This is a genomic window from Patulibacter americanus DSM 16676, from assembly GCF_000420025.1.
Classification (GTDB): Bacteria; Actinomycetota; Thermoleophilia; order Solirubrobacterales; family Solirubrobacteraceae; genus Patulibacter; species Patulibacter americanus.
Genome location: NZ_ATUD01000004.1, coordinates 97,042 through 117,911 on the forward strand (window position 1 = coordinate 97,042; position 20,870 = coordinate 117,911).

General features: G+C 74.2%; 18 protein-coding genes. 15 read left to right on the forward strand and 3 right to left on the reverse strand.

Going from position 1 to position 20,870, the window contains the following annotated elements:
* Positions 1-8: 8 nt before the first annotated feature.
* On the forward strand, positions 9-755 hold the full coding sequence (locus tag F593_RS0108835) for an ABC transporter ATP-binding protein (RefSeq protein ID WP_028721547.1): 747 nt from the start codon (positions 9-11) through the stop codon (positions 753-755).
* Positions 755-3,301: an ABC transporter permease gene (locus F593_RS0108840; protein WP_022928397.1), complete on the forward strand. Its 2,547-nt coding sequence runs from the start codon at positions 755-757 to the stop codon at positions 3,299-3,301. Before F593_RS0108835 ends, F593_RS0108840 begins: the two co-directional genes overlap by 1 nt.
* 157 nt (positions 3,302-3,458) lie before the next feature.
* Here F593_RS0108840 and F593_RS0108845 read toward each other — a convergent pair whose 3' ends face one another.
* From F593_RS0108845 to F593_RS0108855, 3 genes are read right to left on the reverse strand one after another with little or no spacing between them, the layout of a single operon-like run.
* The gene (locus F593_RS0108845) at positions 3,459-4,880 is read right to left on the reverse strand and encodes a polysaccharide biosynthesis protein (RefSeq protein ID WP_022928398.1); all 1,422 of its coding nucleotides are present in this window, start codon (positions 4,878-4,880) and stop codon (positions 3,459-3,461) included.
* A gap of 5 nt (positions 4,881-4,885) precedes the next feature.
* Positions 4,886-5,572: a class I SAM-dependent methyltransferase gene (locus F593_RS0108850; RefSeq protein ID WP_022928399.1), complete on the reverse strand. Its 687-nt coding sequence runs from the start codon at positions 5,570-5,572 to the stop codon at positions 4,886-4,888.
* The gene (locus tag F593_RS0108855; protein WP_022928400.1) at positions 5,569-6,624 is read right to left on the reverse strand and encodes a glycosyltransferase family 2 protein; all 1,056 of its coding nucleotides are present in this window, start codon (positions 6,622-6,624) and stop codon (positions 5,569-5,571) included. The genes F593_RS0108850 and F593_RS0108855 overlap by 4 nt, the downstream gene beginning before the upstream one ends.
* Before the next feature lie 315 nt (positions 6,625-6,939).
* On the opposite strand from F593_RS0108855, the gene F593_RS0108865 reads away from it, so the two are divergent.
* The 13 genes from F593_RS0108865 (at position 6,940) to F593_RS0108925 (ending at position 20,764) form a co-directional block, all read left to right on the forward strand.
* Positions 6,940-8,526 (forward strand): glycosyltransferase family protein, encoded by a 1,587-nt coding sequence (locus F593_RS0108865; RefSeq protein WP_022928401.1) that lies wholly within the window; start codon positions 6,940-6,942, stop codon positions 8,524-8,526.
* A gap of 10 nt (positions 8,527-8,536) precedes the next feature.
* Positions 8,537-10,252, forward strand: a complete 1,716-nt coding sequence (locus tag F593_RS0108870; protein WP_022928402.1) for an ArnT family glycosyltransferase — start codon at positions 8,537-8,539, stop codon at positions 10,250-10,252.
* A 142-nt stretch (positions 10,253-10,394) separates the two neighbouring features.
* A complete protein-coding gene (gene ribD / locus F593_RS0108875) occupies positions 10,395-11,513 on the forward strand; it encodes a bifunctional diaminohydroxyphosphoribosylaminopyrimidine deaminase/5-amino-6-(5-phosphoribosylamino)uracil reductase RibD (protein WP_033206733.1) in 1,119 nt (372 codons plus the stop codon).
* Positions 11,514-11,517: 4 nt separating this feature from the next.
* Positions 11,518-12,162, forward strand: coding sequence for a riboflavin synthase (locus tag F593_RS0108880; protein ID WP_022928404.1), 645 nt, complete (start codon positions 11,518-11,520; stop codon positions 12,160-12,162).
* Positions 12,159-13,511 carry a bifunctional 3,4-dihydroxy-2-butanone-4-phosphate synthase/GTP cyclohydrolase II gene (locus F593_RS23705; protein WP_022928405.1) on the forward strand — a complete coding sequence of 451 codons (1,353 nt, stop codon included), beginning with the start codon at positions 12,159-12,161 and terminating at the stop codon, positions 13,509-13,511. The genes F593_RS0108880 and F593_RS23705 overlap by 4 nt, the downstream gene beginning before the upstream one ends.
* Positions 13,508-13,960, forward strand: coding sequence for a 6,7-dimethyl-8-ribityllumazine synthase (ribH, locus tag F593_RS0108890; protein ID WP_022928406.1), 453 nt, complete (start codon positions 13,508-13,510; stop codon positions 13,958-13,960). The genes F593_RS23705 and ribH overlap by 4 nt, the downstream gene beginning before the upstream one ends.
* A 79-nt stretch (positions 13,961-14,039) precedes the next feature.
* Positions 14,040-14,360 (forward strand): hypothetical protein, encoded by a 321-nt coding sequence (locus tag F593_RS0108895; RefSeq protein WP_022928407.1) that lies wholly within the window; start codon positions 14,040-14,042, stop codon positions 14,358-14,360.
* 306 nt (positions 14,361-14,666) lie between these two features.
* Entirely contained in the window at positions 14,667-14,858 is a 192-nt protein-coding gene (rpmB, locus tag F593_RS0108900; RefSeq protein ID WP_022928408.1) for a 50S ribosomal protein L28, read from the forward strand.
* Positions 14,859-14,931: 73 nt separating this feature from the next.
* Positions 14,932-16,608 (forward strand): DAK2 domain-containing protein, encoded by a 1,677-nt coding sequence (locus F593_RS23710; RefSeq protein ID WP_022928409.1) that lies wholly within the window; start codon positions 14,932-14,934, stop codon positions 16,606-16,608.
* A gap of 47 nt (positions 16,609-16,655) precedes the next feature.
* Positions 16,656-18,986: an ATP-dependent DNA helicase RecG gene (locus tag F593_RS23715; RefSeq protein WP_022928410.1), complete on the forward strand. Its 2,331-nt coding sequence runs from the start codon at positions 16,656-16,658 to the stop codon at positions 18,984-18,986.
* Positions 18,983-19,522: a 16S rRNA (guanine(966)-N(2))-methyltransferase RsmD gene (gene rsmD, locus F593_RS0108915; protein ID WP_022928411.1), complete on the forward strand. Its 540-nt coding sequence runs from the start codon at positions 18,983-18,985 to the stop codon at positions 19,520-19,522. The genes F593_RS23715 and rsmD overlap by 4 nt, the downstream gene beginning before the upstream one ends.
* On the forward strand, positions 19,519-20,043 hold the full coding sequence (gene coaD / locus F593_RS0108920; RefSeq protein WP_028721549.1) for a pantetheine-phosphate adenylyltransferase: 525 nt from the start codon (positions 19,519-19,521) through the stop codon (positions 20,041-20,043). Before rsmD ends, coaD begins: the two co-directional genes overlap by 4 nt.
* Before the next feature lie 247 nt (positions 20,044-20,290).
* Entirely contained in the window at positions 20,291-20,764 is a 474-nt protein-coding gene (locus tag F593_RS0108925; RefSeq protein WP_022928413.1) for a hypothetical protein, read from the forward strand.
* Positions 20,765-20,870 lie beyond the last annotated feature (106 nt).

Consider the following 20,870-nt stretch of genomic DNA (forward strand, 5'->3'; position numbering starts at 1 on the left):
CTGCTTCGATGGCTTCCGTGAGCACTCCGATCGTGCAGGCGGACGACCTGGGGAAGACCTACGGCAGCGGCGAGACGCGCGTCGTCGCGCTCGACGGGGTGAGCGTCGGCTTCGCCGCGGGCGAGCTCGCGGCGATCATGGGGCCGTCGGGCTCGGGCAAGTCGACGCTGATGCACTGCGTCGCGGGGCTCGACCGCCCCGACGGTGGCACGGTCACCATCGACGGGGTGCAGACGGGCGGCCTCGACGACCGTCGACTCACGGAGCTGCGCCGCGACCGCATCGGCTTCGTCTTCCAGGCCTTCAACCTGCTCCCCGTGCTGACGGCGGAGGAGAACATCCTCCTGCCGCTCACGATCGCGGGACGGACCGCCGACCCGGAGTGGCTCGAGAGCCTCATCGGCACCGTCGGCCTCGGCGACCGTCGCCACCACCGCCCGAGCGAGCTCTCCGGCGGCCAGCAGCAGCGCGTCGCGGTGGCGCGCGCGCTCGTCAGCCGGCCCGCGGTGATCTTCGCGGACGAGCCGACGGGCAACCTCGACTCGCGCTCCTCCGAGGAGGTCCTGGGCCTGCTGCGTCGCGCCGTCGACGACTTCGGCCAGACCGTCGTGATGGTCACCCACGACGCCCGCTCCGCCTCCTACGCGGACCGGCTGCTGCTGCTCCAGGACGGCCGCATCGTCCACGACGGCCCCGCGGGCGGCTCGGACGACGTCCACGCCCGCCTGCGCCTGCTCACCGACCCGGCCGCCTGATGCGCGTCCTGCTCCTGCGGTCGATCCGTGCCCAGCTGCGGCGCACGCTCCTGACCTCGCTCGCCGTGGTCATCGGCGTGGCGCTGATCTCGGGCACGCTGATCTTCACGGACACGATCAACCGCTCCTTCGACGAGATCGGCCGGGTGAGCTACCGCGGCGTCGCCGTCGCGGTCACGCCCGCGGTGCCGATCGGGACCCCGAGCACGGAGGACGACGACGAGGGCCCGCGGCTCCCGCGCACCGCCCTGGCCCGCGTGCGCGGCGCCGACGGGGTGCGACAGGCCCAGGGCCGCATCCAGGGCGCGGTCACGCTCTTCGAGAAGGACGGCCGCACGCGCCTGGGCGGCCAGGGCCCGCCCAGCCTGCTCTTCTCCGCGCTGCCTCCCGGCTACGGCGCCACGCGCTACACGACGGGCCGCGCGCCGTCGGCCCCGGACGAGGTGGCGGTCGACCCGGCGACGGCGGAGCGCGCGGACGTGCGGGTCGGCGACGCCTTCTTCGTCCAGGGCGACGGCCCCCGCCGGCGCCTGCGGCTCGTCGGCCTGGCGCAGCTCGGCGACGAGGGCGTCTCCTTCGGCGGCACCACGATCGCGATCGTCCCCGAGGCCACGGCCGCGGCGCTCACCGGCCGCACGCCCGAGGCCTACTACGACCAGGTGCTCGCCCTGAGCGCCCCGGGCACGCGCGACGAAGAGGTCGTCGCGGCCGTGCGCGGGGCCGTCGGCGGCGGGGCGATCGTGCGCTCCGGCGAGGACCAGGGGGCCCAGCAGGCGGAGGACATCAAGGAGCAGATCTCGTTCCTGCCCACGATCCTGCTCGTGTTCGCCGGCATCGCGACGTTCGTCGGCGCGTTCCTCATCTTCAACACGTTCTCCATCACGATGGCCCAGCGCCAGCGCGAGTTCGCGCTCCTGCGGGCCCTGGGCGCCGGGCGACAGCAGGTCCGGGCGCTCGTGGCGGGGGAGGCCCTGTCGGTCGGGATCGTCGGCGCGGTCCTCGGCCTGGCGGCGGGCTTCGTCGTGGCGCCGGCGCTCCGCGAGCTGATCGCGGCGTTCGGGGCCGACCTGCCGTCGACCGCGACGGTGTTCGCGCCCCGCACGGTGCTCGTCGGCCTCGTCGTCGGCATCGCCGTGACGGCGGCCGCCAGCCTGCTGCCCGCCCGCCGCGCGACCCGCGTCGCCCCGGTCGAGGCGCTGCGCGAGGCCGCCGCCCCGCCCGGCCGGGGCGCGGTCCGCCGCGGTCCCGTGGTGGCGGGCGCGGCGATCGGCGTGCTCGGGATCGGACTCCTGACGCTCGCGCTCGTCGGCGCGATCGAGGGCGACACCGCCACCGCCGCCGCGGGCGGGGGCGCCGGACTGCTGTTCCTCGCCGCGGCCCTGATCTCGCCGCTGCTCGTCGGCCCGCTGGCGCGCCTGCTCGGCCGGCCGCTGCAGCGCATCTTCGGGCTCCCGGGCCGGCTCGCGCAGGACAACGCGGCGCGGCAGCCCGGACGCACGGCGGTGACGTCCGGCGCGCTCATGATCGGCCTGGCCCTCGTCGTCTTCGCCACGGTCTTCGCCGCCGGGCTGCGGGCGACGCTGCGCGGCGACATCGAGCGGGTGGTCGCGGCGCCCCTGGTCGTCCAGCCCTCGGACGGCGCGTTCGTCGATCTCCCGTCGTCGCTCGTGCCCGCGGTGCGCTCGGCCCCGGGCGTCGAGGCCGTCGCCGGGGTCTCCTTCGGCCGGGTGGCCGTCGACGGCCGGAACGCGAGCGCCACGATCTTCGACGCCGAGGCGCTGAGCGGGGGGCTGGCCCGGATCCAGCGCGCGGACGACGGGCGCCGGGTCGGCGACCCCGGCCGCGACCGGGTCTACGTCACGGAGGACACCGCGAAGGACCTCGGGATCCGCGCCGGCACGTCGATCACGGCGCGCGGCACGGGCGGGGACGTCCGCCGCCTGCGGGTCGTCGCGATCGTCGAGGGCAGCGCCTCCGCGGTCTCGGGCGTGGTGATGACCACCCCGACCGCGCGGGAGCTCGGGCGGGTCTCGCCCTTCTTCGTCCTCGTGCGCGGCGACCGCGCCGCGGTCGGTCGCGCGCTCGGGCGGGACTATCCCGCCACGGAGGTGCTCACCCGCGACGCCTGGGTCACGGACCAGACGGGCCAGGTCAACCAGCTGCTCGGGCTCGTCTACGCGCTGCTCGGTCTGTCCGTGCTCGTGGCGCTCTTCGGCATCGTCAACACGCTCACGCTGTCGATCCAGGAGCGGGTGCGCGAGCTCGGCCTCCTGCGCGCGGTCGGCGCCACGCGGGGCCAGGTACGGCGGATGATCCTGCTCGAGGCCGCGATCACGGCGCTGCTCGGCGCGCTCCTGGGCGCCGCGCTCGGATTCGTGCTCGCCGCGGCGGTTGGCGTCACCCTCGACGGCTTCGCGCTCTCGATCCCGGTGGGCCAGATCGTGGGCCTGGTGCTGTTGACCGGGATCCTGGGCGTCGTCGCGGCGATCCGTCCGGCAGGACGGGCGGCGAAGGTCGCCGTCCTCGAGGCGATCGCGGACGAGTAGGCCCACGGGCGAGCGTCTGTGTTGTGGTTTGCCACCTCAGAGGTGGCAAACCACAACACAGACCCAGCGGCGCGCCCGCTCTCCCGCGCCCGCTCTCCCGCGCCCGCTCTCCCGCGCCCGCTCTCCCGGGACCGTGGCCCCCCGGGACCCGGGACCCCTAGATCGCCGGCGTGCCCTGCGCCGCCGCGGTCGCCGGGCGGCGGTACACGCGCGAGAGCAGCAGGCAGAGGACGAAGGCCCCGGCCGTGTAGCCGACCTCGGCCCGCAGCAGGGAGTCGTCGATCGGCGCGGCGAGCATCCAGGCGACGAAGAGGGCGCCGGCGGTCACCCACGAGGCGGCGGCCAGCCACGCGTGCCCGCGGGCCAGTGCCGCCTGGTTCAGGGTGCCGGCCGTCAGGTGGGCGCCCATGCCGACCGCGACGACGGCCAGGCCGAGCACGGGCGGCTCCTGGCCGTCGAACAGCAGCGGCATGACCCAGCCGCCGAGCACGAGCAGGCCGACGACGACGAGCGCCGCGAAGGCCGCGATGTAGCCGATGGCCTTGCGGATCGCCGCGGCGATCTCGTCCGGGGCGCCCGTGGCGACGAGGGCGGCGAAGTGGGGGAGGAGCGTCGTCTGCACGGCCTGGAACAGCTGCAGCGGCGCCCGGGTGACGAGTAGGGCGCTGAAGATCAGGCCGGCCGCGGCCTTGTCCGTGGTGAGCAGCGTGCCGGCGTTGACGAGCGTCTGCTCGCCGAGCTGGATCAGTGCCACCGCGACGGCGAACGACCCACCCGCCCGCAGGCCGGCCGCCCCACCGGCCGGCGTGCTCGAACCGCCCGCCACGGGTGCGCCACCGGCGGCGGAGGTCGCGCCGTCCGCCCCGGCCGCGGCCGCCTCCGCGACCTCGGCACCCATTCGCCGGGTGGCCGAGCGGATCGCCCACGGCACGACGAGCAGCGAGGCCAGCGGCGCGGCGAGGATGCCCGCCGCCACCGCGATCTGACCCGACGTGATGCCGACGAGCGCCGCGATCGGGAAGAGGATGCGGGCGACGGACTCGAAGAGCACGAGTGCGCCGTAGAGCGCGAACCACCCGTGGCCGGCCACGAACCCGCGGGCGAAGTAGCTCGCCGCGTACGCCACGCCGGCGCCCACGAGCAGCCAGAACATGGAGGACGAGCCGATGCTGTCCTCCAGCGTGCCGCGGGCCAGGAGCGCCGCGAGCACGAGCACCGCGGCGAATCCGGCCTGGATCAGGAGCGGCTCGCGCAGCGGCGGGTGTGCCTCGCCGCGCGCGCGGGCCGTGGCGATCGTGCGCGAGAGCAGCTGCTCCACGGGCCGGTAGAAGACCGACATCGCGGTGAACAGGATCGCCCACATCGTGGAGATCTGCCCGTACTGCGTGAGCCCTTCCTCGTCCGAGCCCAACGCGTGGGACGCGACGGAGAAGAAGAGGAAGGTGAGGAGCCCCGTCGACGCGATGCCGACGGAGAGCAGGGCCGCCCCGCGGCCCTTGCGGGGCGGGGCGGGGGCGGCGACGGGTTCGGGGCCTCCGACCTTGGGGGCCGGGGTCTCCACGCCGTCGCCACCCGCCATCGGCGTCAGTCGCCGACGCGGACGAGCAGCTGCGTCCAGGGGAACGGCTGGCGCGTCTCGACGACGTCGCCGTGCTGGGCGAGCATCTTCTTGAACGAGCGGGTGGACCAGTGGTTCAGGTGGCCCGGCGTGTTGCCCAGGTCCTTGATGTAGGCGCCACGGGCCATGTTCACCGCGCGCCAGATCGGCTCGCGGGGGACGGACACGAGCAGCCAGCGCTTCGCGACGCGGGCCATCTCGGCGACGGTGTGCTCCGGGTCCGGCACGTGCTCGAGGACCTCGATCGCCGAGGCGACGTCGAACTCGTCCGCGGCGAACGGGAGGTTCTCCGCGCGCATGATCTTGTACTCGAGGTTCGGGGCCTGACGCTGCGCCCAGCCGGCCTGGATGGACGGCTCCTCGAGGTCGATGCCGACGACGCGCTTGTCGGCCAGGCGCTGCGCCCACTGGTGGACGAGCACGCCCTCGCCGCAGCCCACGTCGAGCAGCGACTGCGCGTCGGCGCGGACGAAGAGCTCGTCGAGCTGGCGCTCGAAGCCGGCCTGCAGACGCTTGGCGACCGGGTTGGTCGTGTTGTACTTGTCGTACGTGTTGCCGGTGATGATGCCGTCGTCGCTCGTGGTGACGACGACGGGGTTGCCGCCCGAGCCGGAGGGCTTCACGGGACCGGTCTGCTGGTTCGGGGTGCTCATCGGGGCCTCGCGGCGTCGTGTTCGTCGGTCACGGCCGGGGCGGCGTTCGCCCCGGTCGTCGGGTCCTGCCCGGTGGGTCGCGCCCCGGGCTCGTAGTGGCTCGGCGGCACGCCGAGCTGCAGCTCGATCCGGCGCACCCGCTCGAAGACGCGCTGGGTGAGGATCCGCTGGCCGTGGAGCAGGTCGCCCATCACGGCCAGGGCGGCGACCATCACCGCGGCGGTGAACAGCACGCCGCCGAAGATCAGGGACTGCACGTGGCCGGCGCCCTCGCCCTGGACCCAGGAGACGAAGAACCGGGCCCACGGGATGCACGCCAGCAGGAAGAGCACGAACGCCATGCTCATGAACACGCGCATCGGCTCGTACTGCGCGTAGATGCGGAAGATCGAGACGGTGTTGCGCCGCACGTACGCCCACATGGACGGGAAGAGGCGCGACTCGCGCAGCTTCTCGTTCGTGGAGACGGGCACGTGCTTCGTCGCGACGAGCAGCTTGCCCGCCTGGATCAGCGACTCGAGCGTGTAGGTGAAGCGCGAGACGACGGCGAGCTGGATCGCGGCCTCGCGGTTGTATGCGCGGAAGCCGGACGTCGCGTCGGCGATGTCGGTCTCGGACGCACGCCGCACCACGGCGGAGCCGAGCTTCTGCAGGCGCACCTTCAGCGGGGAGAAGTGCTCGATCTTCTCGACCTGCCGGTCGCCGACGACCATGTCGGCCTCGCCCGCCAGCACCGGCGCCGTGAGGGCCGGGATGTACGAGGCGTCGTACTGGTTGTCGGCGTCGGTGTTGACGATGACGTCGGCGCCGAGCTTCAGGCACGCGTCGAGGCCCGCCTGGAAGCCGGCCGCCAGCCCCTTGTTGTTCGTCAGCTTGACGATGTGGTCGACACCGTTCTGGCGCGCGACCTCGAGCGTGCGATCGACCGATCCGTCGTCGATCACCAGCCACTCCACCTCGTCGAACCCGGGCACGACGCGCGGGAGGTCGGCGAGGGTGGTCGGGAGCGTCTGCTCCTCGTTGAAACAGGGGATCTGGATGATCAGCTTCATGAAGGGCTTCGCGCGGGTGGGGCGATACGTGCGGGTGGTCGGGATCGAGGCGGGCGGGCCGCTCTCTCGCCCGTCCTGACTCCGCGGTCCGTCCCTCGCGGGACGGCGTTGCGGGGAACGACGCGGGCGTGGACACGCGCATCGGTCGATGCCGTGGAACCGCAGCAGTATTCCAGAGCAGGCGGAGGGCCCGGCCTGCGGGGGTCGGGGAGCGTGTCGGTCAGGGTCCTCTAGACTCGCCCGCGCATCTTGGACGGACCGGAAGACACGCACGCCCGCGACCGGGGCTCTCGACTGCCCACCGTCGCTTTCGCGGTGCTGTGCGTCGGCCTCCTGGCGCTCTATCTGGCGTTCCCGACCTACCCGAACTACGACAGCTACTACGCGCTGTTGTGGGCCCGGGAGATCTGGGACGGACAGAAGCCGATCTTCGACGCCTTCCGCGCGCCGACGGAGCACCCGCTCGCCATCCTCTTCTCGCTGGTCCTGACGCCCTTCGGCGGCGGGGTCGACCGGTTCGTCGTCCTGTGCTCGATGGCGTCCGTCGCGGCGCTCACGGCCGGTGTGTACGCGCTGGCCAAGCACGTCTTCAACCGCTGGGTCGGGCTGACCGCGGGGGTGCTGGTGGTCGCGAACTGGTCGCTGATCTACCTCGCGGTGCGCGGCTACCTCGACGTCACGTACATGGCGCTCGTGATCTGGGCCGCGGTGCTCGAGACGCGCCACCGGCGCCGCGGCTGGCCCGTGCTGCTGCTGCTCACGTTCGCGGGCACGCTGCGCCCCGAGGCCTGGGTGCTCTGCGGGCTCTACGGCCTGTGGATGGCGTGGGACGGCGGGCGGACGCTGCGCGACGGGCTGCGCCGTGTCCTCACCGTGCGCGGGATCGCCTGGCTGGCCGCCGGCTGCGTCGCCACGGCGATCTGGCTGGCCACCGACTTCGCGGTCACGGGCAACCCGCTCTTCTCCCAGACCTACACGTCGGGGCTGGCCGAGGAGCTCGGGCGCACCCGCGGCCCGCTCGAGATCCCGTTCGTCACGATCGCCTTCCTGAAGGGCATCGACGGCGCGCCCCTGTTCTTCGCCGGGGTCGCCGGTCTGCTCGTGACGCTCTGGCTCGTCCCGCGCCGCTCGGTCGCGCCCCTCGTGCTGTTCGTCGCCGGGATCGGCACGTTCTTCCTGCTCGGCCTCGGCGGGTTCTCCGTCATCGACCGCTACCTGCTCGTCCCGGCGGCGCTGCTCATGATCTTCGCCGCCGTGCTGGTGGCGGGCTGGACGATGCTTCCCGACGGCCGTCTGCGCCGCTGGTGGTCGCGCCTGGCGATCGTCGGCGCGGTCGGCGTCGCGGTCGCCGGCGCGCTGAACTTCAACCCGAACTCCATCGCGAACGACCTCACGTTCCGCGGCGAGGCCCACGACGACCTGGTCTCCGTGCTGAACGCGCCGCAGACCCGCCGCGCCCTGCGCTGCGGGCCCCTGTGGACGCCGAACCACAAGCTCGTCCCGGACACCCGCTGGATCCTCGACGCCGGTGTGCCCGACGTCCTGCCGCGTTCCATGCTCAAGCCGCCGCTGTTCGACGACGAGCTGACGGGCTTCGACAGCCCGGACCGCAGGGTCGCCCGCCGCGAGGTCCCGGCGGCCGAGGGCCTGCGCGGCCCGGACGGCAAGCTCGAGTACACGATGGAGACGGACCCGGAGACGGGGAAGCGCAAGGCCGTGGTGGTGCCCGATCCGACGCCCGTCGTGCGCCGCGGCGTGATGCTCGTGCCGACCTCGCGCATCGCACTGGTCCGCCAGGGCTACGTGTTCGTGGGCGACGACCGTGCCTTCGACGTCGTCCCGCCCGTCGGGTTCCGGCGGATCGCCACGAGCACCCACTACGCGGTGTACGCGTCGTGCTGACCGCCACGGCATGAGCCTCGGGCTGACGGCACGGACGCGATGGGGCGTCGCCGTCGGGCTGCTCGTGCTGGGCGGGCTCTTGCTGCGGCTGTGGGGCATCCGCCACGGGCTGCCGTGGGCGTACAACGCGGACGAGAACCAGCACTTCCTGCCGCAGGCCGTCGGCATGTTCCGCGGCGACCTGAACCCGCACTACTTCATCAATCCGCCGGGGTTCACGTATCTGACGCACGCCGCGCTCTGGCTGCGGTTCGGGAGCGCCGACGGCGTGTGGAGCGCCTACGCGGCGGACCCGGGCAGCGTCCTGATCGTCGGGCGTGTCGTCTCGGCGCTGCTCGGCGTGGGCGCCGTCTTGTTCGTCTACCTCGCGGGGGTGCGGCTGCTGGACCGCCACACGGGGTTCCTCGCGGCCGCGCTGCTCTCCGTCGCGTTCCTCCCCGTCTTCTACGGGCACCTCGCGCTGAACGACGCCCCGACGGTCGCACCCGTCGCCCTGGGCCTGTGGGCGGCGGCCGGGGTGTTGCGCCAGGGACGCGACCGTGACTACCTGCTCGCCGGCGTCGCGGTCGGGGTGGCCGCGGCCATGAAGTACACGGGCGGGATCGTGCTGCTGCCCGTGCTGGTCGCCGCCGCCGTGCAGGCGGCGCAACCGGGGGGCCGCATCGTCGCGACCCGCGGGGCGATGCTCGCCTTCGTCGCGTTCGCCGCGGGCTTCGTCGCCCTGAACCCCTACGCCCTGCTCGCGTTCGACGACTTCTGGTTCGGCATCGCGCACCAGTCCACGGCGGCCGGCGGCGAGACGACGTCCAAGCTCGGGGCGACCCACGGGGGCGGCGTGGGGTTCTACGCGTGGACGCTGGGCTGGGGGCTCGGCGTGATCCCCTCCGTCGCCGCCGTCGGGGCGCTCGTCACCCTCTGGCGCGATGAGCGCCGGGTGTGGCTCCTGCTCGTCCCGACCGTCGTCCTCTTCCTCGTCTTCATGAGCCTGCAGGGCCGCTTCTTCGCCCGCTGGCTGCTGCCCGTCTACCCCGTGCTGGCGCTGCTGGCGGGGTACGCGGCGATGCGCGTGGTCGAGCTCGTGCGCGTCCGCTGGCCCCGCCGCGCCGGCCCGGCGCTCGTGGTGGTCGGAGTCGTCCTCTGCGCGCAGGGGCTGGCGGCCAGCGTGCACGTCGGCCGGGTCCTGGCCCGCGAGGACACGCGCAACACGACGCGCGCCTGGATGGTGGCCCACGTCCCCGAGGGCTCGCGGATCGTGTCGGAGCCCGTGGTGCCCAACAACTGGCTCTCTGACCCCGGCCGCCCCGGGCTGCTCGACGACGGCGCGCGGTGGGAGCGGTACCCGACGAGCCGCTCACGGTGGGACCTGCGCACCGGGGCCCGCGTGCGCGGCGGGGTGCCCGTGTACCTCGAGAACTACGTGCGCTCCCTCGACCCGCGCCTGCTCGACCTCTACGAGCAGGGTCGCTGGTGCTGGGTGGTCACCGGCTCGACGCAGCGCGGGCGGGCCGAGGCCGAGCCCGACGAGGTCCCGCGGGCGATCGCCTACTACCGCGCGCTGGAGCGCCGCGCGGACCTCGTGCACGTCTCCCGCCCGTGGAAGGCGGGCGCCGACCCCGTGCCGTTCGACTTCGACTGGTCCTTCGACTACTACCCGCGGTCGTACGAGCGACCGGGCGCCGAGATGCGCGTGTACCGCCTGCGCGGCGGGCGCTGCGCCGGCACCTGAGGGCTCCGCGTCCCGGCCTCCGCGGTGCTCCGGCGTCCACCCGTCCGTGGGGGTCGGGGTCCCCGGCGCCCGCTCCGGCCGCCGCAAACCCCGGCGGGGCGGGGACCGGACCCCTTCCGCTCTATCCTCCGGATGAGTGACGATGGATGCGCGAGACGAAGCCCTGCTGGGGCGTGCCGTGGAGCTCGCCGAGCGGGGGAGGCGGCGCGTCAGCCCGAATCCCGTCGTCGGTGCGGTCATCACGCGGGACGGCCGCACGCTCGGCGAGGGGTGGCACGCCCAGGTCGGCGGGCCGCACGCCGAGGTGGCGGCGATCGCCGCCTGCGGCGACCAGGACCTGACGGGCGCCACGATCTACGTGTCCCTCGAGCCGTGCTGCCATCAGGGCCGCACCCCGCCGTGCACGGAGGCGATCCTCGCCGCCGGCCTGGGCCGCGTCGTCGTCGCGGCGGAGGACCCGTCGTCGAAGGCCTCGGGCCGCGGCCTCGGGATCCTGCGCGACGAGGGCGTCGACGTCGCCCAGGCCGCCGCGGACTCCGCCGTCGGGCGCCGCGCCCGCCTGCAGAACCAGCCCTTCCGCAAGCACGCCCGCACCGGGCTGCCGTGGGTGATGATGAAGACGGCCACGAGCCTGGACGGCCGCCTGGCCACCCACGCCGGCGACTCCCGCTGGATCTCCTCGGGTCCGTCCCGGGATCTCGCCCACCAGTGGCGCGCCGAGGTCGACGCGGTCGTCGTCGGGATCGGCACCGCGCTGGCCGACGACCCGCAGCTGACTGCCCGCGTCCCCGACGTGCCGCGCCAGCCGCGTCGGGTGGTCTTCGACTCCGAGGCCCGCCTGCCGCTCGACGGCCGGCTCGTCGCCTCCGTCGACGAGGCGCCGGTGACGGTGATCGCGAGCCGCGCGGCCACCCGCTCCGCCACGGACGCCCTGCGCGCCTCGGGCGTCGAGGTCATCGTCGTCACGGGCCAGAACGAGCACTCGCGGGTGCGCTCCGCGCTGGCCGAGCTCGGCCAGCGCGACGTCACCTCCCTCATGCTCGAGGGCGGATCGCACCTGGCGGGCGCGTTCTTCGACGCGGGCGAGATCGACGAGCTGCGGCTCTTCGTCGCCCCGCTGCTGCTCGGCGGCCGCCAGGCGCCGGGCCTGATCGGGGGGGAGGGCGTCGAGCGGATAGCGGACGCCGCCCGCCCCGTCGAGCTGACCCGGGAGGCCGTCGGAGACGACCTTCTGACCATCGCGCGCCTCAAGGAGTGGTGACACCGTGTTCACGGGCATCGTGCAGGACCTCGGGACGGTCGTGGCCGTCGACGAGCAGGAGGGTGGCGTGCGGCTGCGGGTGCGGACGGCGCTGGCCGGCGAGCTGCACCCGGGCGACTCCATCGCCGTCAACGGCTGCTGCCTGACCGCCGTCGGCGAGCCGCAGGCGGTGGGGGAGCCCGAGGGCGCCGCGCCCGGCACGACGGAGCTCGCGTTCGACGCGGACGTCATGAACGAGTCGCTGCGCCGCACGAGCCTCGGCGCCGCCGCGGCCGTCGGCGCCCGCGTCAACCTGGAGCTGGCGATGGCCGCCGGCGACCGCTTCGGCGGCCACATCGTGCAGGGCCACGTCGACGCCACGGGCGTCGTCCAGGAGACCCGCCCGGACGGCTTCGCGCGCATCGTGCGGATCGCGCCGGAGGACCCGTCGCTGCTGCGCTACGTCGTCGAGAAGGGCTCCATCACCATCGACGGCGTCTCCCTCACCGTCTCGGCGATCGACGACGCCGCCCTCGAGGTCTCCCTGATCCCGGAGACGCTCGAGCGCACCACCCTCGGCCGCCTCGGCGCGGGCGACCCCGTCAACCTCGAAGTCGACGTGCTCGCGAAGCACGTCGAGAAGCTGCTCTCCGCAAAGGACCCCTCGTGAGCACCACCCCCACCCGTTCTGCGACCCACCCGTTCGATCGGGTCGAGGACGCGATCGAGGACATCCGCCAGGGGAAGATGGTCATCGTCTGCGACGACGAGGACCGCGAGAGCGAGGGCGACCTCGTCGTCGCCGCGCAGTTCGCCGACGCGCAGGCCATCAACTTCATGGCCACGCACGCGCGCGGCCTGATCTGCCTGACGCTCACGCCCGAGCGGTGCGACGAGCTCGGACTCGACCTCATGGCCGCGAAGAACGAGGCCCAGTTCGAGACCGCGTTCACCGTCTCCATCGAGGCCCGCGAGGGCGTGACGACCGGCATCTCCGCCGCGGACCGCGCCCAGACGGTCAAGGTCGCCATCGACCCGCGCTCGGGCCCCCGCGACGTCGTGGTCCCGGGGCACGTCTTTCCGCTGAAGGCGAAGAAGGGCGGCGTCCTCGAGCGCACGGGCCACACCGAGGCCGCCGTCGACCTCGCGCGGCTCGCCGGGCTCCACCCGTCCGGCGTGATCTGCGAGGTCATGAACGAGGACGGGTCGATGGCCCGCGTGCCGGACCTCGTCCCGTACGCCGAGAAGCACGACCTCAAGATGATCACGGTCGCCGACCTGATCGCCTACCGCCGCAAGCACGACCGGCTGATCGAGCGGGTCGTCGACATCAACCTGCCGACCGCCTTCGGCACGTTCACGGCCGTCGGCTACCGCTCGCTCGTCGACGAGAAGCACCACGTCGCGCTCGTGAAGGGCGACGTCGCCGGCAAGGAGGACGTGCTCGTCCGCGTGCACTCCGAGTGCCTCACCGGGGACGTCTTCCACTCCCTGCGCTGCGACTGCGGCGAGCAGCTCGAGTCGGCGCTGATGATGATCGAGGAGCACGGCGAGGGGGTGCTGCTGTACCTCGCCCAGGAGGGCCGCGGCATCGGCCTCCTGAACAAGCTGCGCGCCTACAAGCTGCAGGAGGAGGGCTACGACACCGTCGACGCCAACCTCAAGCTCGGCCTCCCGGCCGACCTGCGCGACTACGGCATCGGCGCCCAGATCCTGGTCGACCTGGGGCTGACCTCCATCCGCATCCTGACGAACAACCCGAAGAAGATCCGGGGCCTCGAGGGCTACGGGCTGTCCGTGACCCAGCAGGTGCCGATCGAGCACCCCGCCAACGAGCACAACGAGGGTTACATGCGCACGAAGCGCGACCGCATGGGACACACGCTCGCGCCCGCCGTCCACCACCAGGGCCTCCCGCTCGACGAGGAGATGCTGGTGCAGGAGCACGCGCGCGACCACCCGGAGGACGCCGCGGCCCACCGGCCCGACGGCGCCGTCGTCGGCGAGGACGTGGCATGAGCACGGACGGCCAGGCCTACGCGATCGTCGCGGCCACCTTCTACCGCGACCTCGCCGACCGGCTGATCGCCGGAGCGCAGGCCGCCTTCGCCGAGGCCGCGGGCGCGGGCGCCCAGCCCGTCGAGGTCTTCGAGGTCCCGGGTGCCTTCGAGCTGCCCCTCGCCGCGAAGTACCTCGCGCAGACGGGCCGCTACGCCGGGATCGCCTGCGTCGGCGCTGTGATCCGCGGCGAGACGGACCACTACGACTTCGTCTGCGCCGAGGCGGCCCGCGGCCTCCAGGAGGTCGGGCTGACGACGGGCGTGCCCGCCGCGTTCGGGGTGCTGACGGTCGACAACATGGAGCAGGCGCTCGCCCGCTCCGGCGGCGACAAGCGCGACTCGGGCCGGCACGCCGCCGACGCCGTGCTGCAGCTCGCGGCGATCCGCCGCGGCCTCGCCGGGGCCTGAGCCGCCCCGACGGGTCGGTCGCCCCGGTGTGGGTGACCGACCCGTCGACCCCGGCGCCGCGGAGCGCTACCCTGGATCGATGGACACCGAGTCCGTCTCGCTGCTGGCGATCTTCGTCCCCCATGCGCTCTGCGGCGCGTTCCTGGCGTGGCGCCTCATGCCCCGCTCGGCGCGCGAGGAGCTACGCGGCTGGTTCCGCGAGGACGACGGCGGCACGCCCCGCCCCGTCCCGGACCGCCCGCGCTCCGGCGGCGGCGACGGCGTCCCCCCGCTGCCCGGTGCGGCCCCGTCGGCCGTGCGCCTGCGCGAGCCCGGGCGCCTCGCCGACCGCGTGCCCGCCCCGCCGCGCCGCCCGGCCCACCCGGCGACCCCGCCGGAGCGCGTCCGCGAACCGCGGTAGGGGATGGGGTGCGGGCCCCGCCCCGAGCGTCTCGGGGCGGTCCGTGCAGGACTGCGCCGAGGCTCGGGGCACCCGCAGGGAGTGCGGGCCCCGCCCCGAGCGTCTCGGGGCGGTCCGTGCAGGACTGCGGCGAGGCTCGGGGCACCCGCAGGGGGTGCGGGCCCCGCCCCGAGCGTCTCGGGCCGGACCGCGTCGGACGTCGGCGAGGCTCGGGGCACCCGCCTGAGGCCGTTTGCGGCCCAGCCCTCCCGGGCATGGGAGGCGGCCGACGGGGGAGGGGGTCGGCGCGATACCCTTTCTCGTCTTATGGCGAAGGTTTGCATTTCCTGCGACAAGGGTCCCGCGTTCGGGCAGAGCCGGAGCCACTCGATGCGCGCGACGAAGCGTCGGTTCGATCCGAACCTGCAGAAGATCCGCATCATGCTCAAGGGTTCGCCCCAGCGCGCGTACGTCTGCACCCGGTGCCTGAAGGCCGGCAAGGTCCAGAAGGCCGTCTAGGGGGGATGGGGTCCCGACAGACCCGTCCGTCCCGACCGGCCGGGGCCGCGCCCCGCGGCCCCCGTTCAGCCCGTTGACCTCGGTCGACCCCAGCATCGTCCGGTTCCGCGACCTCGTCGCGGCCGGCTTGGCGCACCTCGAGTCGCGTCGGCAGGAGATCAACGATCTCAACGTCTTCCCGGTCGCCGACGGCGACACGGGTGACAACATGGCGTTGACCCTGCGCTCCGTCGTGGGCGAGCTCGACGCCGTCCTCACCGAGGGCCAGACGCTCGACGTCCTCGGCCGCGAGGAGCTCGTCCGTCGGCTGGCGCGTGCCGCCCTCCTGGGGGCCCGCGGCAACAGCGGCGTCATCCTCTCGCAGCTCATCCGCGGCGCCGCCGAGGAGCTCGTCGCCCGACCGGGCGAGCTCATCCGTCCGCCGCTCGTGGCCGCTGCGCTCGCCGGCGCCGCCCACCGCGGCTACGACTCCGTCCGCCAACCCGTCGAGGGCACGATCCTCACGGTCGCCCGCGAGATGGCCGGTGCCGCCGCGCACGCCGTCGCGCAGCTCGAGCCGAAGCAGCTCGGCGCACCGCTGGGCGAGGAGGAGCAGTCCGCCGCCCTCGCCGTCGTCATCGGCGAGTCGATCATGGCCGGCCAGCGGGCGCTCGACGAGGGCCCCGAGCTGCTGCCGGCGCTGAAGGAGGCCGGGGTCGTCGACGCCGGCGGCTTCGGGCTGCTCGTGATGTTCGCGGGCGTCATCCGGTTCCTCCGCGCGGGCCAGCCCGGCGAGGACTTCGACATCCGCCACTACGCGGCCGCGCGGCTCGAGGGCATCACCCACGCGTCCGAGACGTTCCGCTACTGCACGAACTTCGCGGTCACGGGCAGCGACCTCGACGCCGCCCGCGTCCGCCGCGAGCTCGCGGAGCTCGGCGACTCCATCATCGTCGTCGTCGGCGACGAGGAGACGCTCAAGATCCACGTCCACACGGACACCCCGGACGAGGCCATGGGGCTCTTCGAGGGCACGGGCGATATCTCGCGCGTCGACGTCGCCGACATGGACGCCCAGGTCGCCGCCCGCACCGAGCGCATCGCCGCCGCGTCCTCGGCGGCCGACCCCGATGCTCCGCGCACCCGCACCGCCCTGCTCGCCGTGGTCTCCGGCGCCGGGCTGGCGCGGGCGTTCGTCGACGAGGGCGCGCGGATCCTCGACGGCGGCCCGACGATGAACCCGTCGACGGCCGACCTGCTCGGCGCGATCGAGGCCGCGCCGGCCGACGAGGTCGTGCTCCTGCCGAACAACCCGAACGTGCGCATGGCCGCCGAGCGCGCCGCCGAGCTGGCCGCGAAGCCGGTCGTCGTCGTGCCGACCCGCTCGCAGCAGGCCGGCCTGGCGATCACCGCCGCGCACCTGCCCGACGCGTCGTCCACGGACGGCGCGGCCGCAATCACGGAGGCGCTGCAGGCGCTGACGATCGGTGGCGTCGCCCCGGCCGCGCGCCCCGATCCGGCGGGCCGCTTCGCCGTGGGCGACGCGCTGGGCTACGTCGAGGAGGAGCTCGTCGCCTGGGGCGCCCCGGACGACGTGCTGCGCACCGTGCTGGGGCGCGTGGGGGACGACCGCGAGTTCGTCGTGCTCTCCGCCGCGGACGACGCGCCGCTGGACGACGACGCGGTCGTCGCCCTCGCGCCCGCGGGCAGCGAGCCCGACGTCATCGCCGGCGGCCAGCCCGCCTGGTGGTGGCTCGTCGCGGCCGAGTGACCGGTCCGAAGGCGTCCCATCCGGTCCGTCCGGGACGATCGCTGACCGTGGTCGCCGACGCACCCCAGACGCACCCGCCCGGAGCGGGGCCCGAGGCCCTCGAGGGCGTCGTCCCGCCGGCCGTGGCGGACGGCCCCGGGACGGGCGCCCCGCCGGCCGCCCCCGACGGCCCCGCCGCCCGCGCGTTCGCGACGGCTGAGCCCCTCGACACCGCGGCCCTGCGCGCGGCTCCCGTCCGCACCCCGCGGCCCTCCCGCTGGGAGCGCGCGAGCGGGTTCTCCGGCAAGAAGGCCCTGAAGGCCGCGGGCGCGCTGGGCATCGACACCGTCGGCGGTCTGCTGCAGCACCTGCCCGTCGAGAGCGGCCGCGTCGGCACGATCGGCGGCCTGCGCCAGGACGAGCGGACCACGCTGCTGGTCCAGGTCCAGCGGATCGCGAGCCGCCCCGTCCACCGGCGCGGCATGCGCCCGCTCGTCGAGGCGCTCGTGACGGACGGTTCGGGCGTGCTGCGGATCGCCTTCTTCAACCAGCCCTGGCTGCTCGAGCGCTACCCGCCCGGCACGCGCCTGCTCATCAGCGGCACCTCGAAGGGCCCCGGCCGGTTCTCCGTCGCCGCGCACGCCCCGAGCAGTGACCCGCTCCCCGAGCCCGCCCCGCGGCTCGAGGACGGCGTGGTCCCCGACGGCCCCGACCCCGACGGGGCGGCCGACGGCGACGGAGGCGGCGAGGAGGAGACCGCGTACGACGGCCCGTCCATGGCGCGCTACCCCGCCACGGACGGGCTGACGTCGATCGAGATCCTCGCCCGCGTGCGCGACCTGCAGGACGACCTCCACGAGGCCGTCGACCCGCTGCCGGCTCGGCTCCGGGCCCGCCAGCGCCTGCCCGCCCGCGTCGACGCCCTGCGCGCCGCGCACCTCGGGGACCACGAGGCGGGTCGCCGCCGGCTCGCGTTCGACGAGCTGCTGCTGGGCCAGCTCGACTACCTCCGCCGCCGCCGGCTGCACGGCAAGGGCCGCCCGGCCACCGCGCTCGACGGTCCGACCGGCCTGACGGACCGCTGGGTCGCCGAGGCGCTGCCCTTCCGGCTCACGGGGGACCAGGAGAAGGCCGTCGCGACGAACGCCCGCGCGCTCGCGGGCACGGAGCCGCTGCAGCGGCTCCTGATGGGCGAGGTCGGCTCGGGCAAGACCGTCGTCGCGCTGCACGCGATGCTCCGCGCCGTGGAGTGCGGTCACCAGGCCGCGCTCATGGCGCCGACGGAGACCCTGGCCGAGCAGCACTTTCGCACCCTGCAGAAGCTCCTGGGCGACGTCCTCGTCCCCGTCGAGCTGCTCACGGGCTCGACGTCCGCGTCGCGCCGCCGCACCCTGCTGGCGCGCCTCGCATCGGGCGAGCTCCCCCTGCTGGTCGGCACCCACGCGCTCATCGAGGACCCCGTCGTCTTCCGCTCCCTCGCCGTCGCGGTGGTCGACGAGCAGCACCGCTTCGGCGTCCGCCAGCGCAGCGCTCTGGACCGCAAGGCGCCCGTCGGCCACGCGCCGCACCTGTTGCACATGACGGCCACGCCGATCCCGCGCACGATGGCGCTGCTCGCCTACGGCGACCTCGACGTCGTGGCCCTGCGCCAGCTCCCGGCGGGCCGCAAGCCGATCTCGACGTACGTCTGCGCCAGCGACCGCGAGCGCGCGCGGGCCTACGAGCGGATCCGCGAGGAGGTCGGCAAGGGCCGGCAGGCGTTCGTCGTCTGCCCCCTCGTCGACGACTCCGAGGCGCTCGACGCGCGGTCGGCCGTCGCGGAGCACGAGCGGCTCTCCACGGGCGAGCTCAAGGAGCTGCGGGTCGAGCTGCTCCACGGCCAGATGCGCCCGGCGGAGAAGCAGGCGGTGATGGAGCGCTTCGCCGCCGGCGCCGCCGACGTCCTGGTCGCCACGACGGTCATCGAGGTCGGGATCGACGTCCCGAACGCGACGGTGATGCTGATCGAGAACGCCGAACGCTTCGGCATCTCGCAGCTGCACCAGCTCCGCGGCCGCGTCGGCCGGGGCGGCAACGCGTCGACCTGCCTGCTGTTCGGGCCCAAGAGCACCGCGCGGCTGCGGGCGCTGGCCGCGCACACGGACGGGTTCGCGCTCTCCGAGGTCGACCTGCAGCTGCGCGGCGAAGGCGAGCTGCTGGGCACCCGGCAGTCCGGCGTCGCCCGCTTCGCGACCGCCCGGCTGCCCGACGACGCGGACCTGCTGCTGCGGGCACGTGACGTGGCCGAGGAGCTGCACCGCGAGGACCCGGATCTCGAGCACCCCGTCCACGCCCCGCTGCGCGACGCGCTCCTGGAGCGCCTGCGGGCGCAGGACGACCTCGAGGCGATCCCCGCATGAGGATCGTCGCCGGGGAGCACCGCGGCCGGCGGCTGGTGGCGCCGCCGGGCGAGGACACCCGCCCCACGAGCGACCGGGTCCGCGAGGCGCTGTTCTCCATCCTCGGCCCGCTGGACGACGCGCGCGTGCTCGACCTCTTCGCCGGCACCGGCGCGCTCGGGCTCGAGGCGCTGTCGCGCGGCGCGGCGCACGCGACGTTCGTGGAGCGGGACCGTCGGGCGCTGCAGGCCCTGCGGCGCAACGTCGAGACCCTCGGGATGGGCCGCGAGCGGGCGACGATCGTGGCGGGGGACCACACCCGTCACCTCCGGGACGCAACCCGGCGCGGCGATGCATACGATCTCGTCTTGCTCGACCCGCCGTACCGCGACTGGCCCCGGTTGACCCCGGGGCTCGGGCCGGTGCTGCGGCCGCTGCTGGGGGAGGGGGCGAGGGTGGTGACGGAGTCCGACCGTCATGCGCTGGCGATCCCGGACCTCGGTGATGCGGACGAACGCCGCTACGGGGACACCCTGATCCGCATCCATCGCCCATGAGCCCAGCCGACGACAAACGCATCGCCGTGGTGCCGGGGAGCTACGACCCGGTCACGAACGGGCACCTCGACATCATCAAGCGCGCCGCCGGCCTCTTCGACGAGGTCGTGGTCGCCGTCGTGAACCAGTCCGCGCGCAAGAGCAAGGCGCTGTTCACGATCGACGAGCGCCTGACCTTCATCCGCGACGCGCTCGCCGAGGCCGGTGTCCACAACGTCCGCGTCGAGCCGTTCTACGAGCTCGTCGTCGCCTACGCGCGGCGCATCGGCGCCCAGGCGATCGTGAAGGGCCTGCGCCAGATCTCCGACTTCGAGTACGAGCTCGAGATGGGGCACCTCAACCGTCAGCAGGCGCCGGAGATCGAGTCGGTCTTCGTCATGGCCAGCCCGCGCTTCGCGTTCCTCTCCTCCAGTTGGGTGAAGGAGCTGGCCCGCTTCGAGGGCCGCATCGACGAGCTGGTGCCCGCGCCCGTGGCCGCGATGCTGGCCGAGCGGGTGCCGCGCGCCCGCGACGACACCTAGGCGTTCGGGCGTCCCGGTCGGGCCCGGAGCGGCCCGGCCCGGGCCTCTCGGGACCCCTGCGGGCGCTCCGCGGCGACCCGGTCGACCGCGCGACGCGTGGGCGCCGTCTTGCAGGACGGGGCCCCGCGATTGGTTCCCCGCCCCGGATAGGGCAGGATGTGGAGTTCAAGCCCCTCGATCTCCGCCCTACGCGGATTCCCCCGGCGGGGAAGGACTTCGCCGGTCGACCGCGAAACGGAAGTGTGCCATGGACGTTCTGGTCCTCATCGACAAACTCGACGACCTCGTGCACAACGCGAAGCCGGTCCCGCTCACGGACCAGGTACGCGTTGACCGCGAGGAGATCTTCGACATCCTCGACCAGATGCGCGCGACGATCCCGGAAGAGATCAAGCAGGCGCGCTGGATCGTGAAGGAGCGGCAGGAGATGCTCGCGGAGGCCAAGCGGGAGGCCGAGCGGATCATCAAGGAGGGCAAGGAGCAGCAGGTCGAGCTCGTGTCCGAGCAGGAGGTCGTCAAGCTCGCCGAGCGCGAGGCGGACGACATCGTCGACGAGGCACGGGCCCGCGAGCGGGAGATCCGCCTGGGCGCCGAGGACTACGCCGACGAGATCCTGAACACCCTCGAGGTCAACCTTATGAAGTTCATCGCGGCCGTCCGCCGCGGGCGCGAGCGCCTGCAGGGCAAGGACGACGCGGAGCTCGAGGGCGCGGAGCGCTAGACGCTTCCCCGGGACGGCGCCCCCGCGCCCTCCCGGTCGCAGGACCCGGTGACCCAGCTCCCGGGCGGCGCGCGACCACGCGCCCACCGCCCTCCGGCAGATACGT

Bases quoted from the DNA above. Each gene is read 5' to 3' on its own strand.
- F593_RS0108835 (WP_028721547.1), top strand. From the start codon at position 9: ATGGCTTCCGTGAGCACTCCGATCGTGCAGGCGGACGACCTGGGGAAG.
- rpmB (WP_022928408.1), top strand. From the start codon at position 14,667: ATGGCGAAGGTTTGCATTTCCTGCGACAAGGGTCCCGCGTTCGGGCAG.
- coaD (WP_028721549.1), top strand. From the start codon at position 19,519: ATGAGCCCAGCCGACGACAAACGCATCGCCGTGGTGCCGGGGAGCTAC.
- rsmD (WP_022928411.1), top strand. From the start codon at position 18,983: ATGAGGATCGTCGCCGGGGAGCACCGCGGCCGGCGGCTGGTGGCGCCG.
- F593_RS0108855 (WP_022928400.1), bottom strand. From the start codon at position 6,624: ATGAAGCTGATCATCCAGATCCCCTGTTTCAACGAGGAGCAGACGCTC.
- ribH (WP_022928406.1), top strand. From the start codon at position 13,508: ATGAGCACGGACGGCCAGGCCTACGCGATCGTCGCGGCCACCTTCTAC.
- F593_RS0108850 (WP_022928399.1), bottom strand. From the start codon at position 5,572: ATGAGCACCCCGAACCAGCAGACCGGTCCCGTGAAGCCCTCCGGCTCG.
- F593_RS0108870 (WP_022928402.1), top strand. From the start codon at position 8,537: ATGAGCCTCGGGCTGACGGCACGGACGCGATGGGGCGTCGCCGTCGGG.
- F593_RS0108895 (WP_022928407.1), top strand. From the start codon at position 14,040: ATGGACACCGAGTCCGTCTCGCTGCTGGCGATCTTCGTCCCCCATGCG.
- F593_RS0108925 (WP_022928413.1), top strand. From the start codon at position 20,291: ATGGACGTTCTGGTCCTCATCGACAAACTCGACGACCTCGTGCACAAC.
- F593_RS0108845 (WP_022928398.1), bottom strand. From the start codon at position 4,880: ATGGCGGGTGGCGACGGCGTGGAGACCCCGGCCCCCAAGGTCGGAGGC.
- F593_RS0108840 (WP_022928397.1), top strand. From the start codon at position 755: ATGCGCGTCCTGCTCCTGCGGTCGATCCGTGCCCAGCTGCGGCGCACG.
- ribD (WP_033206733.1), top strand. From the start codon at position 10,395: ATGGATGCGCGAGACGAAGCCCTGCTGGGGCGTGCCGTGGAGCTCGCC.